The sequence below is a fragment of the Microbacterium sp. LMC-P-041 genome (genome assembly GCF_030209555.1).
Lineage (GTDB): Bacteria > Actinomycetota > Actinomycetes > Actinomycetales > Microbacteriaceae > Microbacterium.
The window spans coordinates 360,244-381,392 of the sequence record NZ_JARVRV010000005.1; the positions used below are offsets into that span (position 1 = coordinate 360,244).

General features: G+C 69.8%; 19 protein-coding genes. 16 read left to right on the forward strand and 3 right to left on the reverse strand.

The window, feature by feature from the left end; all coding sequences use genetic code 11:
* Positions 1-21 precede the first annotated feature (21 nt).
* The 11 genes from QRN21_RS11955 to QRN21_RS12005 all read left to right on the forward strand — a co-directional run bounded on the left by QRN21_RS11955 (position 22) and on the right by QRN21_RS12005 (position 8,685).
* On the forward strand, positions 22-969 hold the full coding sequence (locus QRN21_RS11955) for an ABC transporter permease (protein ID WP_053097150.1): 948 nt from the start codon (positions 22-24) through the stop codon (positions 967-969).
* Positions 966-1,862 carry an ABC transporter permease gene (locus QRN21_RS11960; RefSeq protein ID WP_285364206.1) on the forward strand — a complete coding sequence of 299 codons (897 nt, stop codon included), beginning with the start codon at positions 966-968 and terminating at the stop codon, positions 1,860-1,862. The genes QRN21_RS11955 and QRN21_RS11960 overlap by 4 nt, the downstream gene beginning before the upstream one ends.
* Positions 1,859-3,487: a dipeptide ABC transporter ATP-binding protein gene (locus QRN21_RS11965; RefSeq protein ID WP_056279969.1), complete on the forward strand. Its 1,629-nt coding sequence runs from the start codon at positions 1,859-1,861 to the stop codon at positions 3,485-3,487. Before QRN21_RS11960 ends, QRN21_RS11965 begins: the two co-directional genes overlap by 4 nt.
* A complete protein-coding gene (locus QRN21_RS11970) occupies positions 3,484-4,503 on the forward strand; it encodes a putative FMN-dependent luciferase-like monooxygenase (protein WP_230100347.1) in 1,020 nt (339 codons plus the stop codon). The genes QRN21_RS11965 and QRN21_RS11970 overlap by 4 nt, the downstream gene beginning before the upstream one ends.
* Positions 4,500-5,120: a CMD domain protein gene (locus QRN21_RS11975; RefSeq protein ID WP_285364208.1), complete on the forward strand. Its 621-nt coding sequence runs from the start codon at positions 4,500-4,502 to the stop codon at positions 5,118-5,120. Before QRN21_RS11970 ends, QRN21_RS11975 begins: the two co-directional genes overlap by 4 nt.
* On the forward strand, positions 5,117-5,713 hold the full coding sequence (locus QRN21_RS11980; protein WP_285364210.1) for an alkylhydroperoxidase domain protein: 597 nt from the start codon (positions 5,117-5,119) through the stop codon (positions 5,711-5,713). The genes QRN21_RS11975 and QRN21_RS11980 overlap by 4 nt, the downstream gene beginning before the upstream one ends.
* 132 nt (positions 5,714-5,845) lie before the next feature.
* Positions 5,846-6,148, forward strand: coding sequence for a hypothetical protein (locus QRN21_RS11985; RefSeq protein WP_187250526.1), 303 nt, complete (start codon positions 5,846-5,848; stop codon positions 6,146-6,148).
* Positions 6,148-7,440, forward strand: coding sequence for a putative T7SS-secreted protein (locus QRN21_RS11990; RefSeq protein ID WP_285364212.1), 1,293 nt, complete (start codon positions 6,148-6,150; stop codon positions 7,438-7,440). The genes QRN21_RS11985 and QRN21_RS11990 overlap by 1 nt, the downstream gene beginning before the upstream one ends.
* Positions 7,437-7,922: a hypothetical protein gene (locus tag QRN21_RS11995; protein ID WP_187250524.1), complete on the forward strand. Its 486-nt coding sequence runs from the start codon at positions 7,437-7,439 to the stop codon at positions 7,920-7,922. The genes QRN21_RS11990 and QRN21_RS11995 overlap by 4 nt, the downstream gene beginning before the upstream one ends.
* Positions 7,919-8,404, forward strand: coding sequence for a hypothetical protein (locus QRN21_RS12000; RefSeq protein ID WP_072591568.1), 486 nt, complete (start codon positions 7,919-7,921; stop codon positions 8,402-8,404). The genes QRN21_RS11995 and QRN21_RS12000 overlap by 4 nt, the downstream gene beginning before the upstream one ends.
* On the forward strand, positions 8,401-8,685 hold the full coding sequence (locus QRN21_RS12005; protein ID WP_285364213.1) for a WXG100 family type VII secretion target: 285 nt from the start codon (positions 8,401-8,403) through the stop codon (positions 8,683-8,685). The genes QRN21_RS12000 and QRN21_RS12005 overlap by 4 nt, the downstream gene beginning before the upstream one ends.
* Positions 8,686-8,690: 5 nt before the next feature.
* On the opposite strand, the gene QRN21_RS12010 is transcribed toward QRN21_RS12005, so the two are convergent.
* Positions 8,691-9,635: a quinone oxidoreductase family protein gene (locus QRN21_RS12010; RefSeq protein ID WP_285364214.1), complete on the reverse strand. Its 945-nt coding sequence runs from the start codon at positions 9,633-9,635 to the stop codon at positions 8,691-8,693.
* A 9-nt stretch (positions 9,636-9,644) separates the two neighbouring features.
* The gene (gene hrpA / locus QRN21_RS12015; RefSeq protein WP_285364215.1) at positions 9,645-13,523 is read right to left on the reverse strand and encodes an ATP-dependent RNA helicase HrpA; all 3,879 of its coding nucleotides are present in this window, start codon (positions 13,521-13,523) and stop codon (positions 9,645-9,647) included.
* A 25-nt stretch (positions 13,524-13,548) separates the two neighbouring features.
* On the opposite strand from hrpA, the gene QRN21_RS12020 reads away from it, so the two are divergent.
* The 5 genes from QRN21_RS12020 (at position 13,549) to QRN21_RS12040 (ending at position 19,540) form a co-directional block, all read left to right on the forward strand.
* The gene (locus tag QRN21_RS12020; protein ID WP_285364216.1) at positions 13,549-14,736 is read left to right on the forward strand and encodes a heparan-alpha-glucosaminide N-acetyltransferase domain-containing protein; all 1,188 of its coding nucleotides are present in this window, start codon (positions 13,549-13,551) and stop codon (positions 14,734-14,736) included.
* Entirely contained in the window at positions 14,733-15,569 is an 837-nt protein-coding gene (locus QRN21_RS12025; protein WP_053097128.1) for an aldo/keto reductase, read from the forward strand. Before QRN21_RS12020 ends, QRN21_RS12025 begins: the two co-directional genes overlap by 4 nt.
* A 76-nt stretch (positions 15,570-15,645) precedes the next feature.
* On the forward strand, positions 15,646-16,215 hold the full coding sequence (msuE, locus tag QRN21_RS12030) for an FMN reductase (protein ID WP_053099190.1): 570 nt from the start codon (positions 15,646-15,648) through the stop codon (positions 16,213-16,215).
* Between the two features lie 37 nt (positions 16,216-16,252).
* A complete protein-coding gene (locus QRN21_RS12035; protein ID WP_285364217.1) occupies positions 16,253-18,052 on the forward strand; it encodes a thioredoxin domain-containing protein in 1,800 nt (599 codons plus the stop codon).
* Between the two features lie 78 nt (positions 18,053-18,130).
* A complete protein-coding gene (locus QRN21_RS12040; RefSeq protein WP_285364218.1) occupies positions 18,131-19,540 on the forward strand; it encodes an amino acid permease in 1,410 nt (469 codons plus the stop codon).
* Positions 19,541-19,568: 28 nt separating this feature from the next.
* Here the strand turns inward: QRN21_RS12040 and QRN21_RS12045 are convergent, their stop codons facing one another.
* A complete protein-coding gene (locus tag QRN21_RS12045) occupies positions 19,569-21,134 on the reverse strand; it encodes a dolichyl-phosphate-mannose--protein mannosyltransferase (protein WP_285364219.1) in 1,566 nt (521 codons plus the stop codon).
* Positions 21,135-21,149 lie beyond the last annotated feature (15 nt).

Below are 21,149 nucleotides of genomic sequence, written 5' to 3' on the forward strand. Positions count from 1 at the left end.
CATGACTGAGACGGTGCACCGATGAGCTTCGTCCTCCGACGAGCCGGGCAGGCCGCGATCGTTCTGATCGCGGCCTTCACGGCCACCTTCTTCCTCCTGCAGCTGCTGCCGGGGGATGCGATCCTGATCAAGTTCTCCGACCCCAGCCTCGGGCTGTCGCCGGAGCAGCTCGACGGCATCCGCGCCACCTACGGCACCGATCTGCCATGGTGGCAGCAGTACGTGCACGCAGGTCTCGGATTCGCGGCCGGTGACTTCGGCTACTCGACACAGTTCGGCACCCCGGTGCTGGAGATGCTCGCCGAGGCACTGCCGTCGACCGTGCTGCTCGCGTCGCTGGGGCTCGTGGTCGCGCTGCTGATCGCCGTGCTCGTCGCAGGGCTCTCGTCTCTCGCGCCGTTCGCGTGGCTGCGCGACGGCATCCGTCAGGTGCCGGGGCTGTTCGTCGCGGTGCCGGTGTTCTGGCTCGGCATCCTGCTGATCCAGGTCTTCTCGTTCGGTCTCGGGTGGGTGCCGATCGTCGGCGCCGACCCTGTCGCCGGGCTCGTCCTTCCCGTGCTGACCCTCGCCGTGCCGATCTCCGCTCCGCTCGCCCAGGTGCTGGTGCGCGCCATCGATCAGGTGCAGGCGCAGCCGTTCATCACCGTCGTCCGTGCCAAGGGCGCGCCGCCGTCGTGGGTGCTCACCCGGTCGGTCGCGCGCAACGCGGCCCTGCCGACGCTCACGATCGCCGGGGTGCTGTTCGGCGAGCTCGTGGGAGGGGCCGTGGTCACCGAGACCGTGTTCGGTCGCACCGGCATCGGCCGCCTCACCGAGCAGGCCGTGTCGAACCAGGACATCCCGGTGCTGCAGGGCGTCGTGCTGCTGTCGGCCCTCGGCTTCGTGCTCATCAGCTTCGCCGTCGACCTCGTCACCCCGCTGATCGATCCGCGCCAGCGCGCCCTCTCGAAGTCAGGAGCATCGGCATGACCGTCGCCGCCGTGGCCGCATCCGTCGACACCCCGCCCGAGACACCGCAGCAGGATGCCGCAACGCTCACCCGATCGCCTCGACGCGTGCGCGGACTGCTCGCTCTGCCGTGGGGGCTCTACCTCGCGATCGCCGTCGTCTCGCTCGCCGTGCTCTGGGCGCTGATCCCCGGGGTCTTCGCACCCGGCGACCCTCTCACCGGCACCCCCGCCGACAAGCTGCTGCCACCGAGCGCGGCGCATCTCTTCGGCACCGACACGCTCGGTCGCGACCTGTTCGGCCGCGTCGTCCACGGCGCCGTGCACTCGCTCTCGGGAGCGCTCATCGCCGTCACCGTGGGCCTCGCGCTCGGGACGATCCTCGGTGCGATCGCCGGCGCGATCGGCGGCGTCGTCGACGACATCCTGATGCGCGTCGTCGACGTGCTGCTCGCCATCCCCGGCCTGCTGCTGTCGCTGTCGGTGATCATCCTCCTCGGCTTCGGCACGGTGAACGCCGCGATCGCCGTGGGCCTCGGCAGCGTCGCCGCCTTCGCCCGCCTGATGCGGTCGGAGGTCGCCAGAGTGCGCCGCAGCGAATACGTCGAGGCGGCGTACGGCAGCGGGGGCACCTTCTTCACGGTGCTCCGTCGCCATGTCCTGCCGAACTCGCTCACGCCGATCGTCGCGCTCGCCGCCCTGCAGTTCGGCACCGCGATCCTCGCGATCTCGACCCTCGGATTCCTCGGTTACGGTGCTCCGCCACCCACCCCCGAATGGGGGCTGCTGATCGCCGAGGGACGCAACTACATCGCGACCGCCTGGTGGCTCACGGCACTGCCAGGACTCATCGTGGTCGTCGTCGTGCTCAGCGCCAACCGCATCTCGCACCGCATCGGAAGGAACCCGCGATGAGCGTGCTCACCGTCGACGGCCTCGCCGTCTCGTACGCCACCCGAGCCGGTCGCCGGGAGGTGGTGCACGGGGTCTCCTTCGAGATCGCCGAGGGAGAGGCACTCGCGCTCGTGGGCGAATCGGGATCGGGCAAGTCCACCACCGCGCACGCCCTGCTCGGCCTGCTGCCCGAGGGTGGCAGGGTCGACGGCGGCACGGTGCGCCTCGGCGAGCTCGACATCTCGGGCTGGACGGATCGCGCACTGCGCGGCATCCGGGGTCCGGAGATCGGACTCGTGCCGCAGGACCCGGTGACCTCGCTCGATCCCGTGCGCCCGATCGGCGCCCAGGTCGAAGAGGTGCTGAAGCTGCACGGCCACCGCGATCGTCGCTCGCGGCGCGCGCGGGCGATCGAGCTCCTCGACCGGGTCGGTATCGATGATCCGGACCTCCGAGCGCGGCAGTACCCGCACGAGCTCTCGGGCGGTATGCGCCAGCGTGTGCTGATCGCCTCGGCCATCGCGCTGCGGCCACGGCTGCTGATCGCCGACGAGCCCACGAGCGCTTTGGACGCGACCGTCCAGCGCAAGGTGCTCGATCTGCTCGACGAGCTGCGTCGAGAGGAGGGCACGAGCATCCTGCTGGTCACCCACGACCTCGGCGTCGCGGCCGACCGCGCCCAACGGCTCGTCGTGCTGAAGGACGGCCGCATCGTCGAGCAGGGAGCGAGCGCCCAGGTGCTCGCGGCACCCTCGGACGGATACACGAAGCAGCTCCTCGCCGACGCCCCGGCGTTCACGACGGGGTTCCGCCGCCCCGAGGCTCCGCCCTTCCTGCGGGATGCCGCAGCGGTCGCGGCCGAGAACCCGTTCGCGATCACCGCGAGCGGTCTCGTCAAGGAGTTCAGGGTCGCGGGGCGTGAGCGTTTCCGGGCCGTCGACGACGTGTCGTTCCGGGTGCGCCGGGGCACGACGCACGCGCTGGTCGGCGAGTCCGGATCGGGCAAGACGACCACCGCGCGCCTCATCACGCGCTTCCATGAACCGGATGCCGGGGCCATCGAGATCGACGGCGAAGACGTAACAGGGCTGTCGGGCCAGCGGTTGCGCGCGCTGCGCCGGCGCATCCAGCTCGTCTATCAGAACCCCTTCGCATCGCTGGATCCGCGACAGCAGGTCGTCGACATCATCGCCGAGCCGCTGCAGAACTTCGGGGTGGGCTCCCGCTCCGACCGCAGGGATCGGGCGCTCGCCCTGATCGACAGGGTGTCGCTGCCGAGCGACCTCGCGCAGCGCACACCGCGTGAGCTCTCGGGTGGCCAGCGACAGCGGGTCGCGATCGCCAGGGCCCTCGCGATCGACCCCGAGATCGTCGTGCTCGACGAGGCGGTGTCGGCCCTCGACGTCACGGTGCAGGCGCGCATCCTCGAACTGCTCACCTCGCTGCAGGCCGAACTCGGTCTCACCTACCTCTTCATCTCGCACGACCTCGCCGTGGTGCGCAGGATCAGTCACACCGTCTCGGTGATGCGCCGCGGGCGGATCGTCGAGGAAGGCGTCACCGAGGAGCTCTTCCACGACCCCCAGCACGACTACACCCGGGAGCTGCTCGCGGCCGTCCCCGGACGAACGGAGCAGCCCGCATGACCGCACCCACGATCGCCTTCTTCACCCGGCTGCTCGACGACGCGTCGCCCGCCGAGCGCTACGCGCTGGCCACCGAGCAGATCCGGCACGCCGAACGGCACGGCGTCGGTCGCGCCTGGGTCGCACAGCACCACTTCCGCGCCGCGGAGGGCGGCCTGCCCTCGCCACTCGTCTATCTCGCCAACGTGGCCGCGCAGACCTCGCGCATCCGTCTCGGCACCGGGGTCGTCACGCTGCCGCTCGAAGATGCGGTGCGTGTCGCCGAAGATGCGGTGGTCGCCGACCTGCTCTCGGGCGGACGCATCGACCTGGGGCTCGGCAGCGGCGGAACCCCCTCGTCCTTCGTGCCGTTCGGTGAGGACGTGCGCGAGAAGGCGCCGACCTACGACCGCAAGCTGCGACTGCTGCTCGACGCGCTCGCGGGGCGGGACATCGGCGCCGACAACACCCTCTATCCGGATGCCGGCACTCTCGGCGACCGCATCTGGCAGGCGACCTTCTCGGCCCCCGGCGGCCATCGCGCCGGCATCCACGGGCATGGCCTCCTGCTCTCGCGCACTCAGCCGCGGTCGACGGACGCGCTGCACGCCCCGCTCTCGGCGCTGCAGGATCCGATCATCGACGCGTACCTCGAGGCTCTCCCCGACGGCGTCGCCCCGCGTGTCACCGCCTCGCGCACCGTGTTCGTCGCGGATGACCGCGCGGAGGCCCTGCGCTTCGCTGAGGTCGGGCTGCGTCGTGCCGCCGAGGGGTTCCGCCGACAGGGCCAGACGATCCCCGGCGACACCCTCGATGAGCTGATCGTGGCCCTCGACACCCACCTCGGCACCCCGGAGGAGGTCGCCGAGTCCCTCGCCGCAGACGCCACGCTCGACAGGGCGACCGAGGTCGCGTTCCAGGTGCATTCGGTCGACGCCCCGCACGAGCACGTGCTGCGCTCGATCGAGCTCTTCGCAGAGCACGTCGCCCCCGCTCTCGGATACACCCTCACCGACACCATCAAGGAGAAGGCATGACCACCGACATCGTCGATCAGATCGTAGGGGTGACGCCCGAGCTCGATGCGCTGCGGCGCCGTCGGCCCGTCACCAGGGAGCAGCTGCAGGCGAGCTTCGACGCGCTCTTCGCGCCGGTGTCGACGGAGGAGGTGTCGCAGGCCGAGCGCGAGCTGATCGCCGCGTTCGCGACGCGCCTCGCCGGCGACGCGGATGCGACGGCCGAGTTCTACGCAGACCGGGCCCTGGCTGTGGACCCGCAGCGCGCCACCGTCGTGATCGCCGAGGCCACGAACGCCGCGGTGACCGGGCCCTTCGGCTCGTACACCGAAGCGGGACTGCAGGGCGAGAACACCGAGGGCGAGCGCTACGCGCCGTCGTCCGAGGTCGCAGAGGCGCTCGGCGGGCGGGTCGCCGCCGCGCTCGCGCACACGCACCTGCTCGTGTTCCGGCCGCGCGAATCCGCGGCCGTCGACATCCAGCGGCTGGTGGATGCGGGGTGGTCGGCCGACGGCATCGTCACCCTCTCGCAGCTCGTCTCGTTCCTCGCGTTCCAGCAGCGCGTCATCACGGGACTGAGGGTTCTCTCCGCCGCCGGCATCGCCGCGGCATCCGACTCCGAGGAGGAGGCAGCATGACCGAGCTTCTGCGCGATGACGCACCGCACCCCGAGGCGTTCACGCGAGCCGAGGTGGGGTGGACCCCGCATCTGCCGCCGCTCGCGGAGGAGGAGCTGACCGAGCGCCACTACGACGGTCTCGTCGACGCCTCTCGGGCGAAGAACGACTACTTCCGGCTGCTGGCGCGCGACCCCGAGGTGCTCAAGGCGCGCACGCTCGTCGACAAGGACATCTTCTACAACGCCAAGGAGGGTCTTCCCCGGGCCGAGCGCGAGCTCTCGGCGACCGCGGCTTCGCGTCACAACGGCTGCGTGTTCTGCGCCTCGGTGCACTCGCGCTTCGCGGCGCACCACAGCAAGCGGGTCGACGACGTCGATCTCCTGCTGGATCAGGGAGTCGACGCCGACCTCGGGGAGCGGTGGAACGCGGTCGTCGCGGCCTCCGTCGCCCTGACCGACACGCCCAGCACCTTCGGCGCCGACGAGATCGCCCGGCTGCGGGCGGCGGGACTCGACGACCTCGAGATCGCCGACGTGATCCACGGCGCCGCGTTCTTCAATTGGGCGAACCGTCTGATGCTGTCGATCGGGAGGCCGGTCGCGCCTGCCTGATCGGTCGAGAGATCAGCACCGGCCCACCTCTGACGTGTCACCGTCGGGGGTGGGCTGGTGTCCTTTTGCGAGAGTATCGGCATACTTATTGCTGTCTCCATATGACGACGTATCGCTTGCTAACGTCGACGCATGGCAGTCGCGGGCGGAGCATTCTACGAAGTCGATACCGACGTGCTGCGTGCGATGGCGTCGAAGGCGCGTCGCATCGTCGGCGAGTTGGGCTCGTCCGATGCCGCGAAGCCTGCTGACGCCGGACACGAGTGGGTCGTCGCAGCCGCGACGCGTTTCAGCAGCGCATGGTCCGACGGGCTCTGCGTCCGTGTGGCCGACACCGAAGACTTCGCAGACAGGTTGAGCACGACCGCTCGGATCTTCGACGAAGGCACCGATGCGGCGAAGGTCGAAGTCGACGCGATGATCTGGGACGACTGATGGAGCTGGGGCAGACCCAGTCGGCGGCGGACCTCGTGCCGGGCTCGGCGTCCGAGGTCAGGGCGACCGCGGAAGCGTGGAAGGCTCGTGGCGCTGAAGCGACCCGTGTACGCGATGACCTCGCCACGCTGGATGACGACGGCACGTGGAGAGGCGCTGCCTACGACGCCTACCTCGACCGGTTCGAGCGGCAGCTGCTGCACTGGAAGCATGCGGGCGAGGCGCTCCGCGCGGGTGCGAGCGTACTGTTCACGTGGGCCGACGCGTTGCAGTGGGCGCAGGACGAAGCCGACCGTGCGATCACTCTCTGGAACGAGGCAGAGCAACAGGCTGCTGCGGCGCTGGCCGCCCACCGTGCACACGTGCGGGAGTTGCGCGTCGGGCAAGGGCTCCGGCACCCCGAGGCCGACGTGCCCTTCGTCGATCCGTCAGGTCCTGCACACGATGAAGCGCGGGAGGTCCTGTTCAACGCCCGGGCGACTCTCGAGGTCTATGCGCGCGACTGCGCGATCCGGTTGGACGATGCCGCGGATGCGGCGCGGATTCCGCTGACCGACGCGGAGGCCGCGACACGAACACAGCACGCGACGACCGAGGTGATCGTCAACCTCGTTGTCGTCCAGCCGTTCCGAGCCACGATGGACATGCTCGCGATCTCGGCGCAGACGCTCTGGGAGCACCCCGACATCATCCTCGAACTCCTGGGCGGCGCTGCCACCTTCCTCGGCGGCGCGGCGCTGGCAGCCGGAGGCGGGGCCATCACCGTCACCGGAGCCGGTGCGCTGGCAGGTTCGCCCGCACTGGTCGTCGCCGGAGTCGGAGTGGCCGGTGCAGGCGCGACGATGATGGGCGACGCCGCCGGCCGATGGCTCACCGAGAGCTACGGCGTCAGCGACCGAGTCCGCGGCCTCGACCGCGGCGATGGACGCGACGACGCGGGGACGTTCGCGAATGGCCAGAAGGATCCGCTGTGGGTTGATAAAGAGAAGATCGGCCTCACGGAGTATGCCCAAGACTTCGAAGTCGAGGTGATCCGCTCGAAGATCAAAGTCGACTACGAGGGTTCTCCGCAGAATGGGCGCTTCTACGACGGGCTTGTGAAGAATACCGACGGGCCGAATACCTATACGGGTGTGGAGGTGAAGTCCGGCAGTGCTATCGAGGCATACAACAGGCCAGGAAGCACGCAGCGACAGTTCGATGACGTTGTGAACGCGGGTACACCAGCGCACGGAAAGATGGACGGCGAGGACATCCTCCTCACACGGGTGGACAGTAAGGACATTCCATGAGAGCACCGTTTACGCACGGCGAGCAGTCTCCCAGCGGGATGCGGGGGTGGGTGACGGACGGTTATCGCCCGATCCCCGATCACCTGCGCCTCATGCTGGGACATCTTGACGGCGACGGTAAGTACACGTACATCATCTGGCCGGGCTCCGATCCTTCGAGCACCATCGGATTCCGCGTGCCGGCAGATGATTCGTTCATGCAGGCCGCAGGCTCCGCGGACGCTATGACTGTCGAGGTGCGGCTTCCCGGCCCCGACGGTGAGTCGCACCTGTACTCGGTCGGACGGCCCGAGCCCGCAGACGGCACGACCACCCTCATCCCCATCAGCGACGACCGCGCGGTGCGCGTGTTCTCGAACGAGATCTTCACCGCCGACGAAGCCGCAGTGATCTTCTACACGTACTACCTCACCGATGCCGTCTCGCAGCCCTACGTGCTTCGCGAGCTGGATCTCTCCAACGAACTCTCGGAGGAACGATGACGCTCTATGGACCCTTCGTCCAGGCCGCGAACGACGGTCGCACCGGCTGGCTGGCCGACGAGCATCTCACGATTCCCGAACGGCTCCGACGCACGCTGGAGTGGCTGGACGCCCGCAAGGACTACACGTACTCGATCTGGCGCGGCGCTGACCCCACAAGGATCGACGGCTACCACGAGCAGGCGAATGAATTCTTCATGCAGGCCGCGGGCTCGGCTGATGCGATGACGGTGGAAGCGCGGCTCCTCGGCGCCGACGGGGAGAGCCATCTGTACACGATCGGCCGGCCCGAGACCGCTGACGGCACGACCACTCTCATCCCTATGAGCGACGACCGCGCGGTACGAGTGTTCTCGAACGAGATCTTCACCGCCGACGAAGCCGCGGAGATCTTCTACACGTTCTACCTCACCGAAGCCGTCTCGCCGCCCTACGTCCTGCGTGAGCTCGACCTCGCACTGGAACTCTCGGAGGAACGATGAAGGTCGCTGTTCGTCACGACGCCGTGGCACAGACCGTCGCCGAGCTCGCGCTCACCGTGAAAGCCATCGAGCACGAACTCGACGCCCTCGGCTCCGAGGCGACGCTACTGAAATCGACCTGGGACGGGGAAGCGCAACGGGCCTATGACCGTGCCCAGCGGGAATGGTCGAACGCGCTCGAGAGCATGAGAGCGTTGCTGGCCGAAGCCACGCGCCGACTGATCGCCGCGAACTCCCTCTCCATGGCGACGGCGTCCACGGCTGCCCGCGTCTGGTCCTGAGCGGCCTACGGGATCAGCACGATCTTGCCCGAGGCGGCTCCGGACTCCATGAGCTCATGAGCGTGTGCCGCCTCGCTCAGCGGCAGTTCGGGGCCGAGCTCGATCGTGAAGTCGCCCGCCGCCAGCAGGTCGACGGTCGCGCCGAGGGCCTCCGCGCGCCACGCGAGCTCCTGCTCGGTGAGCGGCACGGGTGAACCGCCCGAGAACGCCCGGATGCCGAACGACGCGGCATCGGGGCCGCGGACGATCGTCGCGATGCGGTCGCGGTCGGCGACGAGCTCGAGCGACACCTCGATGGCCTCATCGGTCCCCGCGCAGTCGAGCGCGACCGTCACCCCGACCGGTGCGGCCTCGCGTACGCGCTCCAGCAGCCCGTCTCCGTATGCGACCGGGATCGCACCGAGGTCACGCAGCTGATCGTGTCGGGCCGGGCTGGCGGTCGCGATGACGGTGGCGCCCCAGGCGACGGCGAACTGCACGGCTGCCTGGCCGACCGAGCCCGAACCGCCGTGCACGAGCAGCACGTCGCCGTCCGTGACTCCGAGCGAGCGGAGCGCCTGATAGGCGGTGCCGGCGGGGATGCCGATGCCGGCACCCTCCGCTGCGGTGACGGAATCGGGCAGCGCGACGAGCTTGTCGACCGGTACGGCGAGCATGCTCGAGTAGGTGCCGACGGTGTCGCGGATCGCGACGCGGTCGCCCACCGCGAATCCGTCGACGTCGTCGCCGAGCGATTCGATGACCCCGGCACCGTCGAACCCGACGGCACGCGGCTCGGTGACCGGCGGTGAGGGGCGCTTCGCGCTGCGCAGCTTGGCGTCGATCGGGTTGGCACCCGCCGCCTCGATGCGCACCACGGCCTCGCCGCTGAGCGCGATCGGATCGGGGATCTCGATCAGGTGCAGCACATCAGGAGAACCGAACTCTGTGTAGACGATCGCGCGAGCCATGGATTCAGGCTACCCCCGAGACGACAGCACCTTCATGATCCGCTGCGGAGAGACGGGCTGCGCGGTGCCGAGACGCTGCGCGAACACGCTCACCCGGTACTCCTCGAGCAGCCAGCGGGTCTCGACCAGGGCCGGCGGCGCGTCGGCGGGCAGCGGGATCGCGCCCCCGGCATCCTCGAAGGCCTTCGCCATGCGCTCGAACTCGCTCATGCGGGTGCGGTCCTTGCCGGGCTCGTTCGCGAGCGTCTTCAGCCGCTCGAGCATCCCGTCGAGGTATCGCGGGAAGTGCGTGAGGCGCTCGACGCCTGCCGCCGAGACGAACCCGGGGTGCAGGAGTCCCGCGAGCTGCGTGCGGATGTCGTTCAGCGGCCCGAGCAGTGCGAGGGAGTTCTGCGAACGGATGCCGCGCTCGACATCGCGGGTCTTCGTGAGGATGCGAGCGACGAGCGACACGCAGGCGAAGAGGTCGTCGACGAGCGACGCCGACACCGCGTCGCGCACGCGCACGAACTCGGCCTCGGTGCGCACGAGGCCGCCCGGCGCCAGCCGATCGATCGTGCTCTGGACGACCGCGGCCCGGCAGTCCTCGATGAGCGCGGCGGCCGACTGGTAGGGCGACGCGGCGAGTGCGAGCTTCTCCTGGCTGGTGAGGTGCTGCTGCACGTACGACGAGGGCGAGGGCACACCGAGCAGCACGAGGCGCAGCACGCCCGCCCGCGTGGCGGTGGCGGCGGCATCCGCCGTGGACTCGACGCGCACCGAGACGGTCTTCCCCTGGTCGACGATCGCCGGGTACCCGCGCACCACTCCGCCGGCCACGCGGGTGTCGAGCACCTCGGGCAGGTCGCCGAACGTCCAGGCGGTGAGGCCGTCCTTCTCGATCGAGGTGGCGACGGCAGCGGGCTGCGGTCCCTTCGAGGGGCCGGGGCGGCGGGGCGGGGTCGCGATCGACCGGGCCACGCTGCTGCGCGCACGGTCGGCGAGCTCGGCCTGCAGCGCACTGAGGTCGCGGTTCGATCCCGCGACGCGCCCGCGCTCGTCGACGGCGCGGAAGTTCATCCGCAGGTGCGCGGGCACGCGATCGTCTTCGAAGTCGGCAGCCGAGACGAGCTGATTCGCGAGCGGCTGGATGAGGCGTGCCAGCGCCTCTTTGAGCGTGCGATGAGGAAGGCCGCCGTGCGACTCGGGGCCGTCTCCGGCGAGCTCGGCACCGAACTTGTCGGCCCAATCGGCCGCAGGCACCACGTGCCGTCGGATCGCCTTGGGCAGTGCGCGGAGCAGGCCGGTGACGAGTTCGGCGCGCAGCCCCGGCACTTGCCAGTCGAAGCCCCTGTCCTCGATCTGCGCGAGCAGAGGCAACGGGATCACGACGCTCACGCCGTCGTCGGCCGCCCCCGGCTCGAAACGGTACGCGAGCCCGAGCACCTGGTCGCCCTGCGTCCACCGGGTGGGGAACTCGCTCTGATCGGCCCTGCTCTCGTCGTCGAGCAGGTCGGCCTCGCGCATCACGAGCAGCTTCGGGGTCGCGGCCAGCGCGTCGCGCCACCATTTCTCGAACGAGCGCACGTCGAAGACGTCGGTCGGGATCCGCTCGTCGTAGAAGCGGAACACCGCTTCGTCGCCGGCCAGGATGTCGCGACGCCTCTCACGTTCCTCGAGCTTCTCGAGGCGCTTGCGCAGTTCGGCGTTGCTGCGCCAGAAAGCGCTGACCCGCTTGTCGATGCGCGTCGGATCCCATTCGCCCTCGACGAGGGCGTGTCGCACGAACATCTCACGCGACGCCGCTCGGTCGATGCGGGCGAACTGCACACGGCGACGGGGGATGATCTCGACCCCGAACAGCGTCACCTTCTCGTACGCGACCGCCGCGCCGGCATCCTTCGACCAGTGCGGCTCGGTGACCTGGCGCTTCGCGAGATCGCCCGCGAGCGCCTCCGCCCAGGCGGGGTCGATCGCGGCGACCGTGCGGGCGTAGGTGCGTGAGGTCTCGACGATCTCGGCGGCCATGACCGCCTGCGGGGCCTTCTTGCGCAGGGCGGATCCGGGGAAGATCGAGAAGCGGATGCCGCGGGCGCCACGGTATTCCGCCATCCTCTTCTTCTTCGGATCGAGGCCCTTGCCGGTGTTGCGCTCGTCGAGGATGCCGATCTGCGACAGGAGTCCGGCGAGCAGAGCCCGATGGATCGCATCCGGATCCGCGGTCCCCCCGCGCGAGGAGTCCTTCTCCCGCACGAGCGACCGCAGCTGACGGTGCACGTCGAACCATTCACGCACCCGGACGTAGTTGAGATGCTCCGAACGGCACAGGCGACGGAAGGCGCTCGAACCGAGCTCGCGCTGCTGCTCCCGGAGGTGGTTCCACAGGTTCAGGATCGACAGGAAGTCGCTCGTCGGGTCGGTGAAGCGCGCATGCATGCGGTCGGCTTCGTCGCGCACGCTCTGCGGCGCCTCCTGCGACGGCCGCTCGCGCACGTCCTGGATCGACATTCCGGCGACGATCGCGAGCACGTCACGGGTGACGTCGGCGCCGCCGGGGCGTCCGGCCTCGATCAGCATGCGGGCGAAGCGGGGGTCGATCGGGATTCGGGAGATGTCTCGACCGATGCGGGTGAGTCGAGGTGCGTCTCCGCTGCCGATGACGGCGCCCAGCTCGGTGAGCAGGTCGACGGCGGCCTTGACTCCCCGGGAGTCGGGCGGGGTGAGGAACGGGAAGGCGGTGATGTCGCCGAAGCCGAGCGACAGCATCTGCAGGATCACCGAGGCGAGCGAGGTGCGCAGGATCTCGGGTTCGGTGAACTCCGCGCGCTTGTCGAAGTCCTCCTCGCTGTACAGGCGGATCGCGATGCCGTCGCTCGTGCGCCCGGCGCGGCCCGAACGCTGGTTCGCGGAGGCCTGCGAGATCGCCTCGATCGGCAGCCGCTGCACCTTCGAGCGGTTGCTGTATCGCGAGATGCGCGCGGTGCCGGTGTCGATCACGTAGCGGATGCCGGGAACGGTGAGGCTGGTCTCGGCGACGTTCGTGGCGAGCACGACCCGGCGCCGCACACCGGCGACGCGGCTCTTCTCGAACACCCGGTGCTGCTCCGCCGCCGACAGCCGGCCGTACAGCGGCAGCACCTCGGTGGGGGAGCGGTCCTTCGCGTACGCGCCGCGCACGGCATCGGCGGCATCCCTGATCTCGGCTTCGCCCGGCAGGAACACCAGCACGTCGCCCGGCTCCTCGCGGTCGAGTTCACGGAGGGCCGCGACGATGGCGGTCACCTCGTCGGACTCCTCGGTCTCCTCCGTCTGCTCGCGGTAGCGGATCTCGACGGGGAAGGTGCGGCCGGACACCTCGATCACCGGCGCGGGCACACCCTCGGGCGTCGCGAAGTGTCGGGCGAAGCTCTCGGGATCGATCGTCGCCGACGTGATGATCACCTTGAGATCCGGTCGTTCGGGAAGGATCCGCACGAGGTATCCCAGCAGGAAGTCGACGTTGAGCGAGCGCTCGTGCGCCTCGTCGATGATGATCGTGTCGTAGCGGCGCAGCAGCCGGTCGCGGTGGATCTCATTGAGCAGGATGCCGTCGGTCATCAGCGCGATGCGCGTGTCGTCGGACACCTTGTCGGTGAAGCGCACCTTGTATCCGACGAGGCCGCCGAGCTCGACCTGCAGCTCCTCGGCGACGCGCTCGGCGATCGTGCGGGCGGCGAGTCGTCGGGGCTGCGTGTGCGCGATGCGCTCGCGCCCGAGATCGAGGCAGATCTTCGGCAGCTGCGTCGTCTTCCCCGAGCCCGTCGCTCCCGCCACGATGACGACCTGGTTGTCGCGGATGGCGTCGGCGATCTCCTCCCGCGCAGCGCTGACCGGCAGCTCGGGAGGATAGAAGATCACGGGGGAAGGCATAGAACTCCCATCGTACGATTCATCCGTGAGCACTGTGTCGAAGCCTCCTCCCGCATCGCGGTGGTTCCACGAGTTCGGGCGGGCTCCGCGCATCCTCGGACTCGACGTCGCCCGAGGGCTGGCGATCCTCGGCATGGCCGGAGCGCACATCGGCGAGACCGAGGCGTTCGATCCCTTCGACCTGTCGACCTGGACCGACCTGGTGCACGGGCGATCGTCGATCCTGTTCGCCGTGCTCGCCGGCGTCTCGATCGCCCTGATGACCGGCCGCAGCGTGCTGCCCGATCCCGAGCGGATGCCGAGCCTCCGCCTGCAGCTGATCGGTCGCGGAGCGGTCATCTTCCTGATCGGTCTGGCGCTGGAGATGCTGAACACGCCGATCGCGGTGATCCTCACGCTCTACGGACTGCTCTACGTCGCCGTCATCCCGTTCCTCCGGTGGCAGCCGTGGAAGCTGCTGATCGCCGCCGGCATCCTGGCACTCGCGGCACCGGCGCTGCTCGCGTTGCTCGCCGCACTCACCCTGAACCCCACCGGCGCGGGCGTCAGCCTCGTCCTCTACGGCTCGTATCCGATCACCGCGTGGCTCGCGTTCGTCTTCGCCGGTATGGCGCTCGGGCGCCTGCGTGTCGAGAAGCTCGAGACCGCGGCGATCACGCTGGGCGCGGGCGTCGGACTCATGGTCATCGGCTACGGACTGGGCCTCGTCGGAGGAGTCACCCGCCTCGGCTCCGGCTCGGCGATCTTCGGCGGCGAGCCCGCCGCGGGGTGGAGCACCTACTCCGACGCGCTGGCCGCAGCGGATCCGGCAGGGGCCGTCGTCCGGGCGATCTTCGCCGTCGAACCGCACTCCGGCGGAACGGCCGAGATCCTCGGCTCGGGCGGGTTCGCACTGTCGGTCATCGCGCTGTGCGTGCTGCTCAGCGGGCCGTTGCGTGCGGTGCTCCTTCCGCTCGGGGCGTTGGGGTCGATGCCCCTGTCGGCCTACAGCGTGCACGTCGTCTCGGTCGCGCTCGTGGCAGGACCCGGCGGCTTCTTCTCGAGCAACGCTTTCTGGTTGGCGACGGCCGTCGCGCTGCTTCTCGCGACCACGCTGTGGTCGATCCTGTTCGGGAGGGGCCCGCTCGAGAGGCTGGTCGGCTGGGTCGCCTCGAGGATGGCGGAGGTTCCTCCTGGTCGACCTGTCATCACAGGTCGTAGGGTGGATTCATGACGATTCCTGCACTCGAACTGAACGACGGCCATTCCATCCCGCAGCTCGGCTACGGGGTGTTCAAGGTTCCGGCCGACGAGACCGAGCGCGCCGTGAGCGAGGCGCTCGAGATCGGCTACCGCCACATCGACACGGCCGCCATCTACGGCAACGAAGAGGGCGTCGGGGCGGCGATCGCCTCTTCCGGCATCCCGCGCGACGAGCTGTTCATCACGACCAAGCTCTGGAACGACCGCCACCACGACGACGAGCCGCGTGCGGCGATCGGCGAGAGCCTCGAGAAGCTCGGGCTGGATGTCGTCGACCTCTACCTCGTGCACTGGCCCACTCCGGCGAAGGACGACTACGTGCACGCCTTCGCTCGGCTCATCGAGCTGCGCGAGGCAGGACTGACACGCAGCATCGGCGTCTCGAACTTCCTCGTTCCGCACCTCGAGCGCGTGGTGGCCGAGACCGGCGTGACGCCGGCGGTCAACCAGATCGAGCTGCACCCGGCCTACCAGCAGCGCGACGTCGTCGACTGGGCGACCGAGCACGGCATCCGCATCGAGTCGTGGGGCCCGCTCGGCCAGGGCAAGTACGACCTGTTCGGCACGCCGGCGGTGGCCGAGGCGGCGGCGGCGCACGGCGTCACCCCCGCGCAGGCGGTGCTGCGCTGGCACCTGCAGCGCGGATTCATCGTCTTCCCGAAGTCGGTGCGCGCCGAGCGCCTGCGCGAGAACCTCGACGTGTTCGGGTTCGAGCTCACCGACGCCGAGGTCGCGGCGATCGACGCCCTCGACCCGCTCGACGGCTCTGGTCGGGTCGGATCGCACCCCGACGACGTGAACTGACACGCTCCGTGTCGACAGATGACGCCCCGTGTCGCTTCCCGCGACACGGGGCGTCGTCGTGAGTAGCGTCGTCCGCATGACAGCTCCCTACCGCGTCGTCGCCGTCTCCGGATCTCTGCACGAGCCCAGCAAGACCACGGCGCTCATCCGTGCGATCGCCGGGGCGATCGCCGAGCGCGCCGAGGTCGAGATCGAGGTCATCGAGCTCACCGACATCGGCCCGTCGCTCGCAGGAGCGCTGCGTCGCGACCAGCTTCCGGCGCGCGTCGAGGAGAAGCTGGTGGCGATCGAGGCGGCAGACCTGCTGATCGTGGGCAGCCCCGTCTACCGCGCATCCTTCACCGGCCTCTTCAAGCACTTGTTCGACTTCGTGGGTCAGTACGAGCTCGTCGGCAAGCCCGTGCTGCTCGCGGCGACCGGCGGCGGCGAACGCCACGCGCTCATCATCGAGCACCAGCTGCGGCCGCTGTTCGCGTTCTTCCAGGCGCTGACGCTGCCCCTGGGTGTCTACGCCAGCGACACCGACTTCGACGGCTACGTGATCGCCTCCGACGTGCTCCACGCGCGCATCGCCCTCGCTGCCGAGCGTGCGCTGCCGCTCGTCGGCTATGCGGCATCCCGGCCGGCGGAGCTGCTCGTCTCCTGACCGTCTCGTCAGGCGCCGATCGGCGTAGCGTGGACGTATGACGAACCGGCTCGCCGACACGCTCAGCCCGTACCTCCGCGCCCACGCCGACAATCCTGTCGACTGGTATCCCTGGGGCCCGGAGGCCTTCGCCGAGGCGCAGCGCCGCGATGTGCCGCTGCTGATCTCGATCGGGTATTCGACCTGCCACTGGTGTCATGTGATGGCCAGGGAGTCGTTCGCCGACCCGGACACGGCTGCGCTGATCAATCGCGATTTCGTCGCGGTGAAGGTCGACCGCGAGGAGCATCCCGACGTCGACGGCGCCTACATGGCGGCTGCCTCGGCGTTCACGCAGAATCTCGGTTGGCCCCTCACCGTCTTCACGACGCCGCGGGGCCGCACGTTCTACGCCGGAACCTACTGGCCGCCCGAGGCGCGACAGCCGATGCCCGCGTTCCGTGACGTGCTCGCCGCGGTGCAGGAGGCGTGGACCCAGCGCCGTGCCCAGGCCGAGGAGTCTGCGGATGCCGTCACGGACGCCCTCGCCCGCGCAGGCGCCTCGACCCCCTCCGATCTTCCGGACGCCGATGCTCTCGCCGGCGCGGCGCGGACGATCGCGGCTCGGGAGGATCGCCGGTTCGGCGGTTACGGCGATGCGCCGAAGTTCCCGGTCGCGACGACCCTGAGGATGCTGCAGACACCGCTCGTGCGCAGAGAGGCCCCGGATGCCGCCGAGTCGGCCGACCGGGCGCTCGCCGCGATGGCCGCCTCCGATCTGCGCGATGCCGATGGGGGGTTCTTCCGCTACGCGACCCGACGCGACTGGAGCGTGCCGCACTACGAGCGGATGCTGACCGACAACGCGCAGCTGCTCGACGTGGCGCTCGACGCGGGTGACGACGCGACCGCACGCGGCATCGCCGACTTCCTCCTGGGCACGCTGCGCAGGGCGGGCGGCGGGTTCGGCGCGGCTCAGGACTCGGAGTCGTGGATCGACGGCGAACGCAGCGAGGGCGGCTACTACCTGCGACCGCCCTCCGAGAGGACCGGTCTCGAGCTCCCTGCCGTCGACGGCAAGGTCATCACGGGATGGAACGGTCTGGCCATCACCGGTCTCGCCCGCGCGGGAGCTTCTCTGGCGGAAGGGTCCTGGGTGCGGGCCGCGGCCGAGGCTGCCGAGTACGTGCTGCGAGTCAACAGGGATGCGACCGGGGCTCTCGTGCGGGCCTCGCTCGACGGGGTCGCCTCGGGTGCCGTCGCCACCGCGGCCGATGTCGCTCTCCTGGCCGACGGGCTGTTCGCGCTCGCCGCGGCCACAGGTGAGGCGGCGTGGGCGGTGGAGGCACGCACACTGCTCGACGCGGCGATCGAGGGCCTCGTGGGCGACCCGCTGCTCGCCGAGCACGGGATCGCCACAGCGCCCGATCAGACCGACGGCGATCTGCCGTCGGATTCGGCGGCCGTGGCTGCGGCATCCCTCACCGCCTGGCGTCTCGGCGCGGGGGATCGGTATCGCGAGGCAGCCGCGGAACGCGTGCGCGAGCATGCCGCGCCCGCCATCGCACAGCCGTTCGCGCACGGCAGCCTGCTGCGTGTGGCAGCGGGGCTCGTCGATGCGCCGAGGCAGCTCGTCGTCGTCACCGAGACGCCCGAGGGTGCACTCGCCTCGGCAGCCCGCAGGGCCGACGCGGACGTCGTCGCGATCGTCACCCCGGTGCAGGCCCAGGCATTCGCGGATGCCGGCTTCGAGCTGTTCGACGGCAAGGGCGACGCGATGGAGCAGGCGTTCGACTGCCGCTCGTTCGTGTGCCGGCTCCCGGTGCGCGACCCCGCAGACCTCCCGCTCGCGCGGTGAGCTCAGGCTGCGATCCTGGACGGCGGGCGGAGCCGCGTAGGCTGAGCAGTCTGCTCATCGCACGCAGGAGGCACGCGCATGACCGAGGTTCCCACCACGACGACCACGACCAAGGGTCTGCACCCCGGGCTGACCCGTCGGCAGATCTCGATGATGGGGCTCGGCGGGGCGATCGGCGCCGGGCTGTTCGTCGGGTCGGGACAGGCGATCAGCATCGCCGGTCCTGCCGTACTCATCTCGTACCTCGTCGCCGGCGGCATCGTCGTGCTGATCATGGCGATGCTCGCCGAGATGGTCGCCGCCCGCCCGAGCTCAGGAGCCTTCAGCTCATACGCGCAGAAGGCGATGGGCCGCAGCGCCGGCAGCGCGGTCGGGTGGCTCTACTGGATCCAGCTCGTCGTCGTGATCGCCGCCGAGGCCACCGGCGCCGCCGGGATCATCGCGGCCTGGATCCCCGGCATCCCGGCCTGGGTGTGGGTGCTCGTCTTCGTCGTCGCCCTGACCGCGGTCAACCTCTTCGGGGTGCGCAACTACGGCACGTTCGAGTTCTGGTTCGCGGCGATCAAGGTCGCGGCGATCATCGTGTTCCTCGTGGTCGGCGTGTGCGCGATCCTGGGGTTCATCCCCGGCGTGCCCGCGACCGGCATCGGCAATCTCGTCGACAACGGCGGCTTCGCTCCGAACGGCCTCACGGGCATCGCGGCGGCGCTCCTCATCGTGGTCTTCGCGTTCGGCGGCACCGAGGTCGTCGCGATCGCGGCGGCGGAGTCCGACGACCCCGCGCGCAACATCCGCCGGATCGTGCGCGAGGTCCTCGTGCGCATCCTGATCTTCTACGTCGGCTCGATCTTCGTGATCGTGTCGGTGCTCCCGTGGAACGATCCCGCCGTCAAGGACGGTCCCTTCTCCGCAGTGCTCGACACGCTGCGGCTGCCGGGCGTCGGCCTCGTGATGGACCTCATCGTCGTGATCGCGCTGCTGTCGGCGATGAACGCGAACATCTACGGCGCGTCGCGAATGGCCTACTCGCTCGGTGAGCGCGGGCTCGCACCGCTCGCGGCGACGCGAACGACGTCGACGGGCGTGCCGGTCGTGGCCGTGCTCGCCTCCGTCGCGTTCGGCTTCATCACGGTCGGGCTGAACTGGGCGTTCCCCGATGTGGTGCTGCCGGCGCTGCTCAACGTGGTCGGATCGACGCTGCTCATCATCTGGACGGCGACGGCGGTCTCGCAGATCATCCTCCGCCGCCGTGCCGATCGTGAGGGTGCGGCGATGCCGATGCGCATGTGGGGCTTCCCCTGGCTGTCGTGGCTGTGCCTGGCGCTGCTCGCCGGAGTGATCGCGCTCACCATGATCGACGAGGCTGCGCGTGTGCAGCTGCTGCTCACGATCGGCCTCACTGCGATGCTGCTGGTCGTCGCCCGCCTGACACGCGGTGTCTCTCGCCCGGGGGTGGCCGGCGAGCGCGACGGAGTGGTCGAGGGCTGACCGCGCGCACGTGCTGCCGCTGGTCGGGTCAGATCCAGCCGGGCAGCCAGTTGTGCAGGAGCCAGAACTGGTAGGGCACGCTCATGCCGGTCCACACCGGATAGAAGAACGCGGAGACCAGCACCACGACGGCGAGGAAGACGATCACGGTGCGCTCGCCCGACTGCCGGCGGTGCAGCGGATCCTCCCGGCGTCCCGCGATCTGACGGAGAACGACCGCGAGTGCGATCACGAGGAACGGCGCCATCGCGACCGTGTAGAACTGGAAGATCGTCCGCTCAGGGAACAGCAGCCAGGGCACGTACGTCGCCGCGAGCCCGACCAGGGGGAACGTGAGGGCTGGACCGACGGGGCGACGTTCGGCCCACCCGCGCACGAGGCGGTAGAGCAGGTAGAGAGCCGCGGCGACACCGGCGTACCAGATCAGCGGGTTGGGGATCGTCGAGATCACCGCGATGCAGTGATCGACGCCGCAGGGCCCGGGGTCGCTGCCCACCCAGACGGCTGTGGGGCGCAGCAGCAGAGGCCACTCCCACGCGGGGCTCGCGTACGGGTGGCCCTTGCTGAGACCGACGTGGAAGTTCAGGATCGCCTCGTGGTAGTTCCACAGCGCGATCAGCGGATTCGGATCGCTCTGCCGGGCATAGCCGCCGGCGGTGACGAGCCACCCGGTCCAGCTGGCGAGGTAGGTGGCGAGCGCCGGCAGCACGAGCAGCACGAAGGAGACCGGTCCCTGACGGAAGGCCGCCGCGGTGGGCCAGAGCACGACGCCCGCGCGGCGTCGTGCCAGGGCATCCGTCACCACGACGTACAGGCCGAAGGCCGCGAGCGCATAGAGCCCCGACCACTTCACGGCGCAGGCGGCGCCGAGCGCGACACCTGCGGCGATCAGCCACGGACGCCGCCAGAGCACAGGACCCCACATCGGCGCGGGGGAGTCGGAGTCGGTATCGGGGTCTGCGCGTTCCAGCACGGGGATCACCCGGTCGCGGTCGATCAGGATGAAGAGCGCGCCGAGCATGAGGAAGAACGTCAGAGGGCCGTCGAGCAGGGCCGTGCGACTCATCACGATGCTGAGGCCGTCGATCGCCAGCAGGGTGCCGGCGACCGTCGCCACCACGATCGAGCCGGTCAGGCGGCGGGCGACCAGATAGACGAGCAGCACGGTGGCGGCGCCCAGCAGTGCCGTCGCGATGCGCCAGCCCACCGTGTTGTCGGGTCCTCCGATGGCCATCCCCAGGGCGATCAGCCATTTGCCCAGGGGCGGATGCACGACGAACGACCCGGCATCCGACAGCGGCAGCTGCTGCAGTGTGATGAACGCCTCGTTCGCATCCTTGCCCCAGGTGCCTTCGTATCCGAGAGTCCACAGCGACCAGGCGTCCTTGACGTAGTAGGTCTCGTCGAAGGCGAGCTGGTGCGGATGGCCGAGGTTGACCAGGCGCAGCACGGCGGCCAGGGCCGTCACCACGAGCGGCGCGAACCAGCGCACCATGCGCCCCCAGTCGGGGTCCTGCAGCACGCGGTCGCGCAGTCGCTCGTAGCGCGTCAGTCGCTGCTCGGGCGGAGGCAGCAGAGGCAGGGGCGCGGTCACCGCACCAGCCTAGAC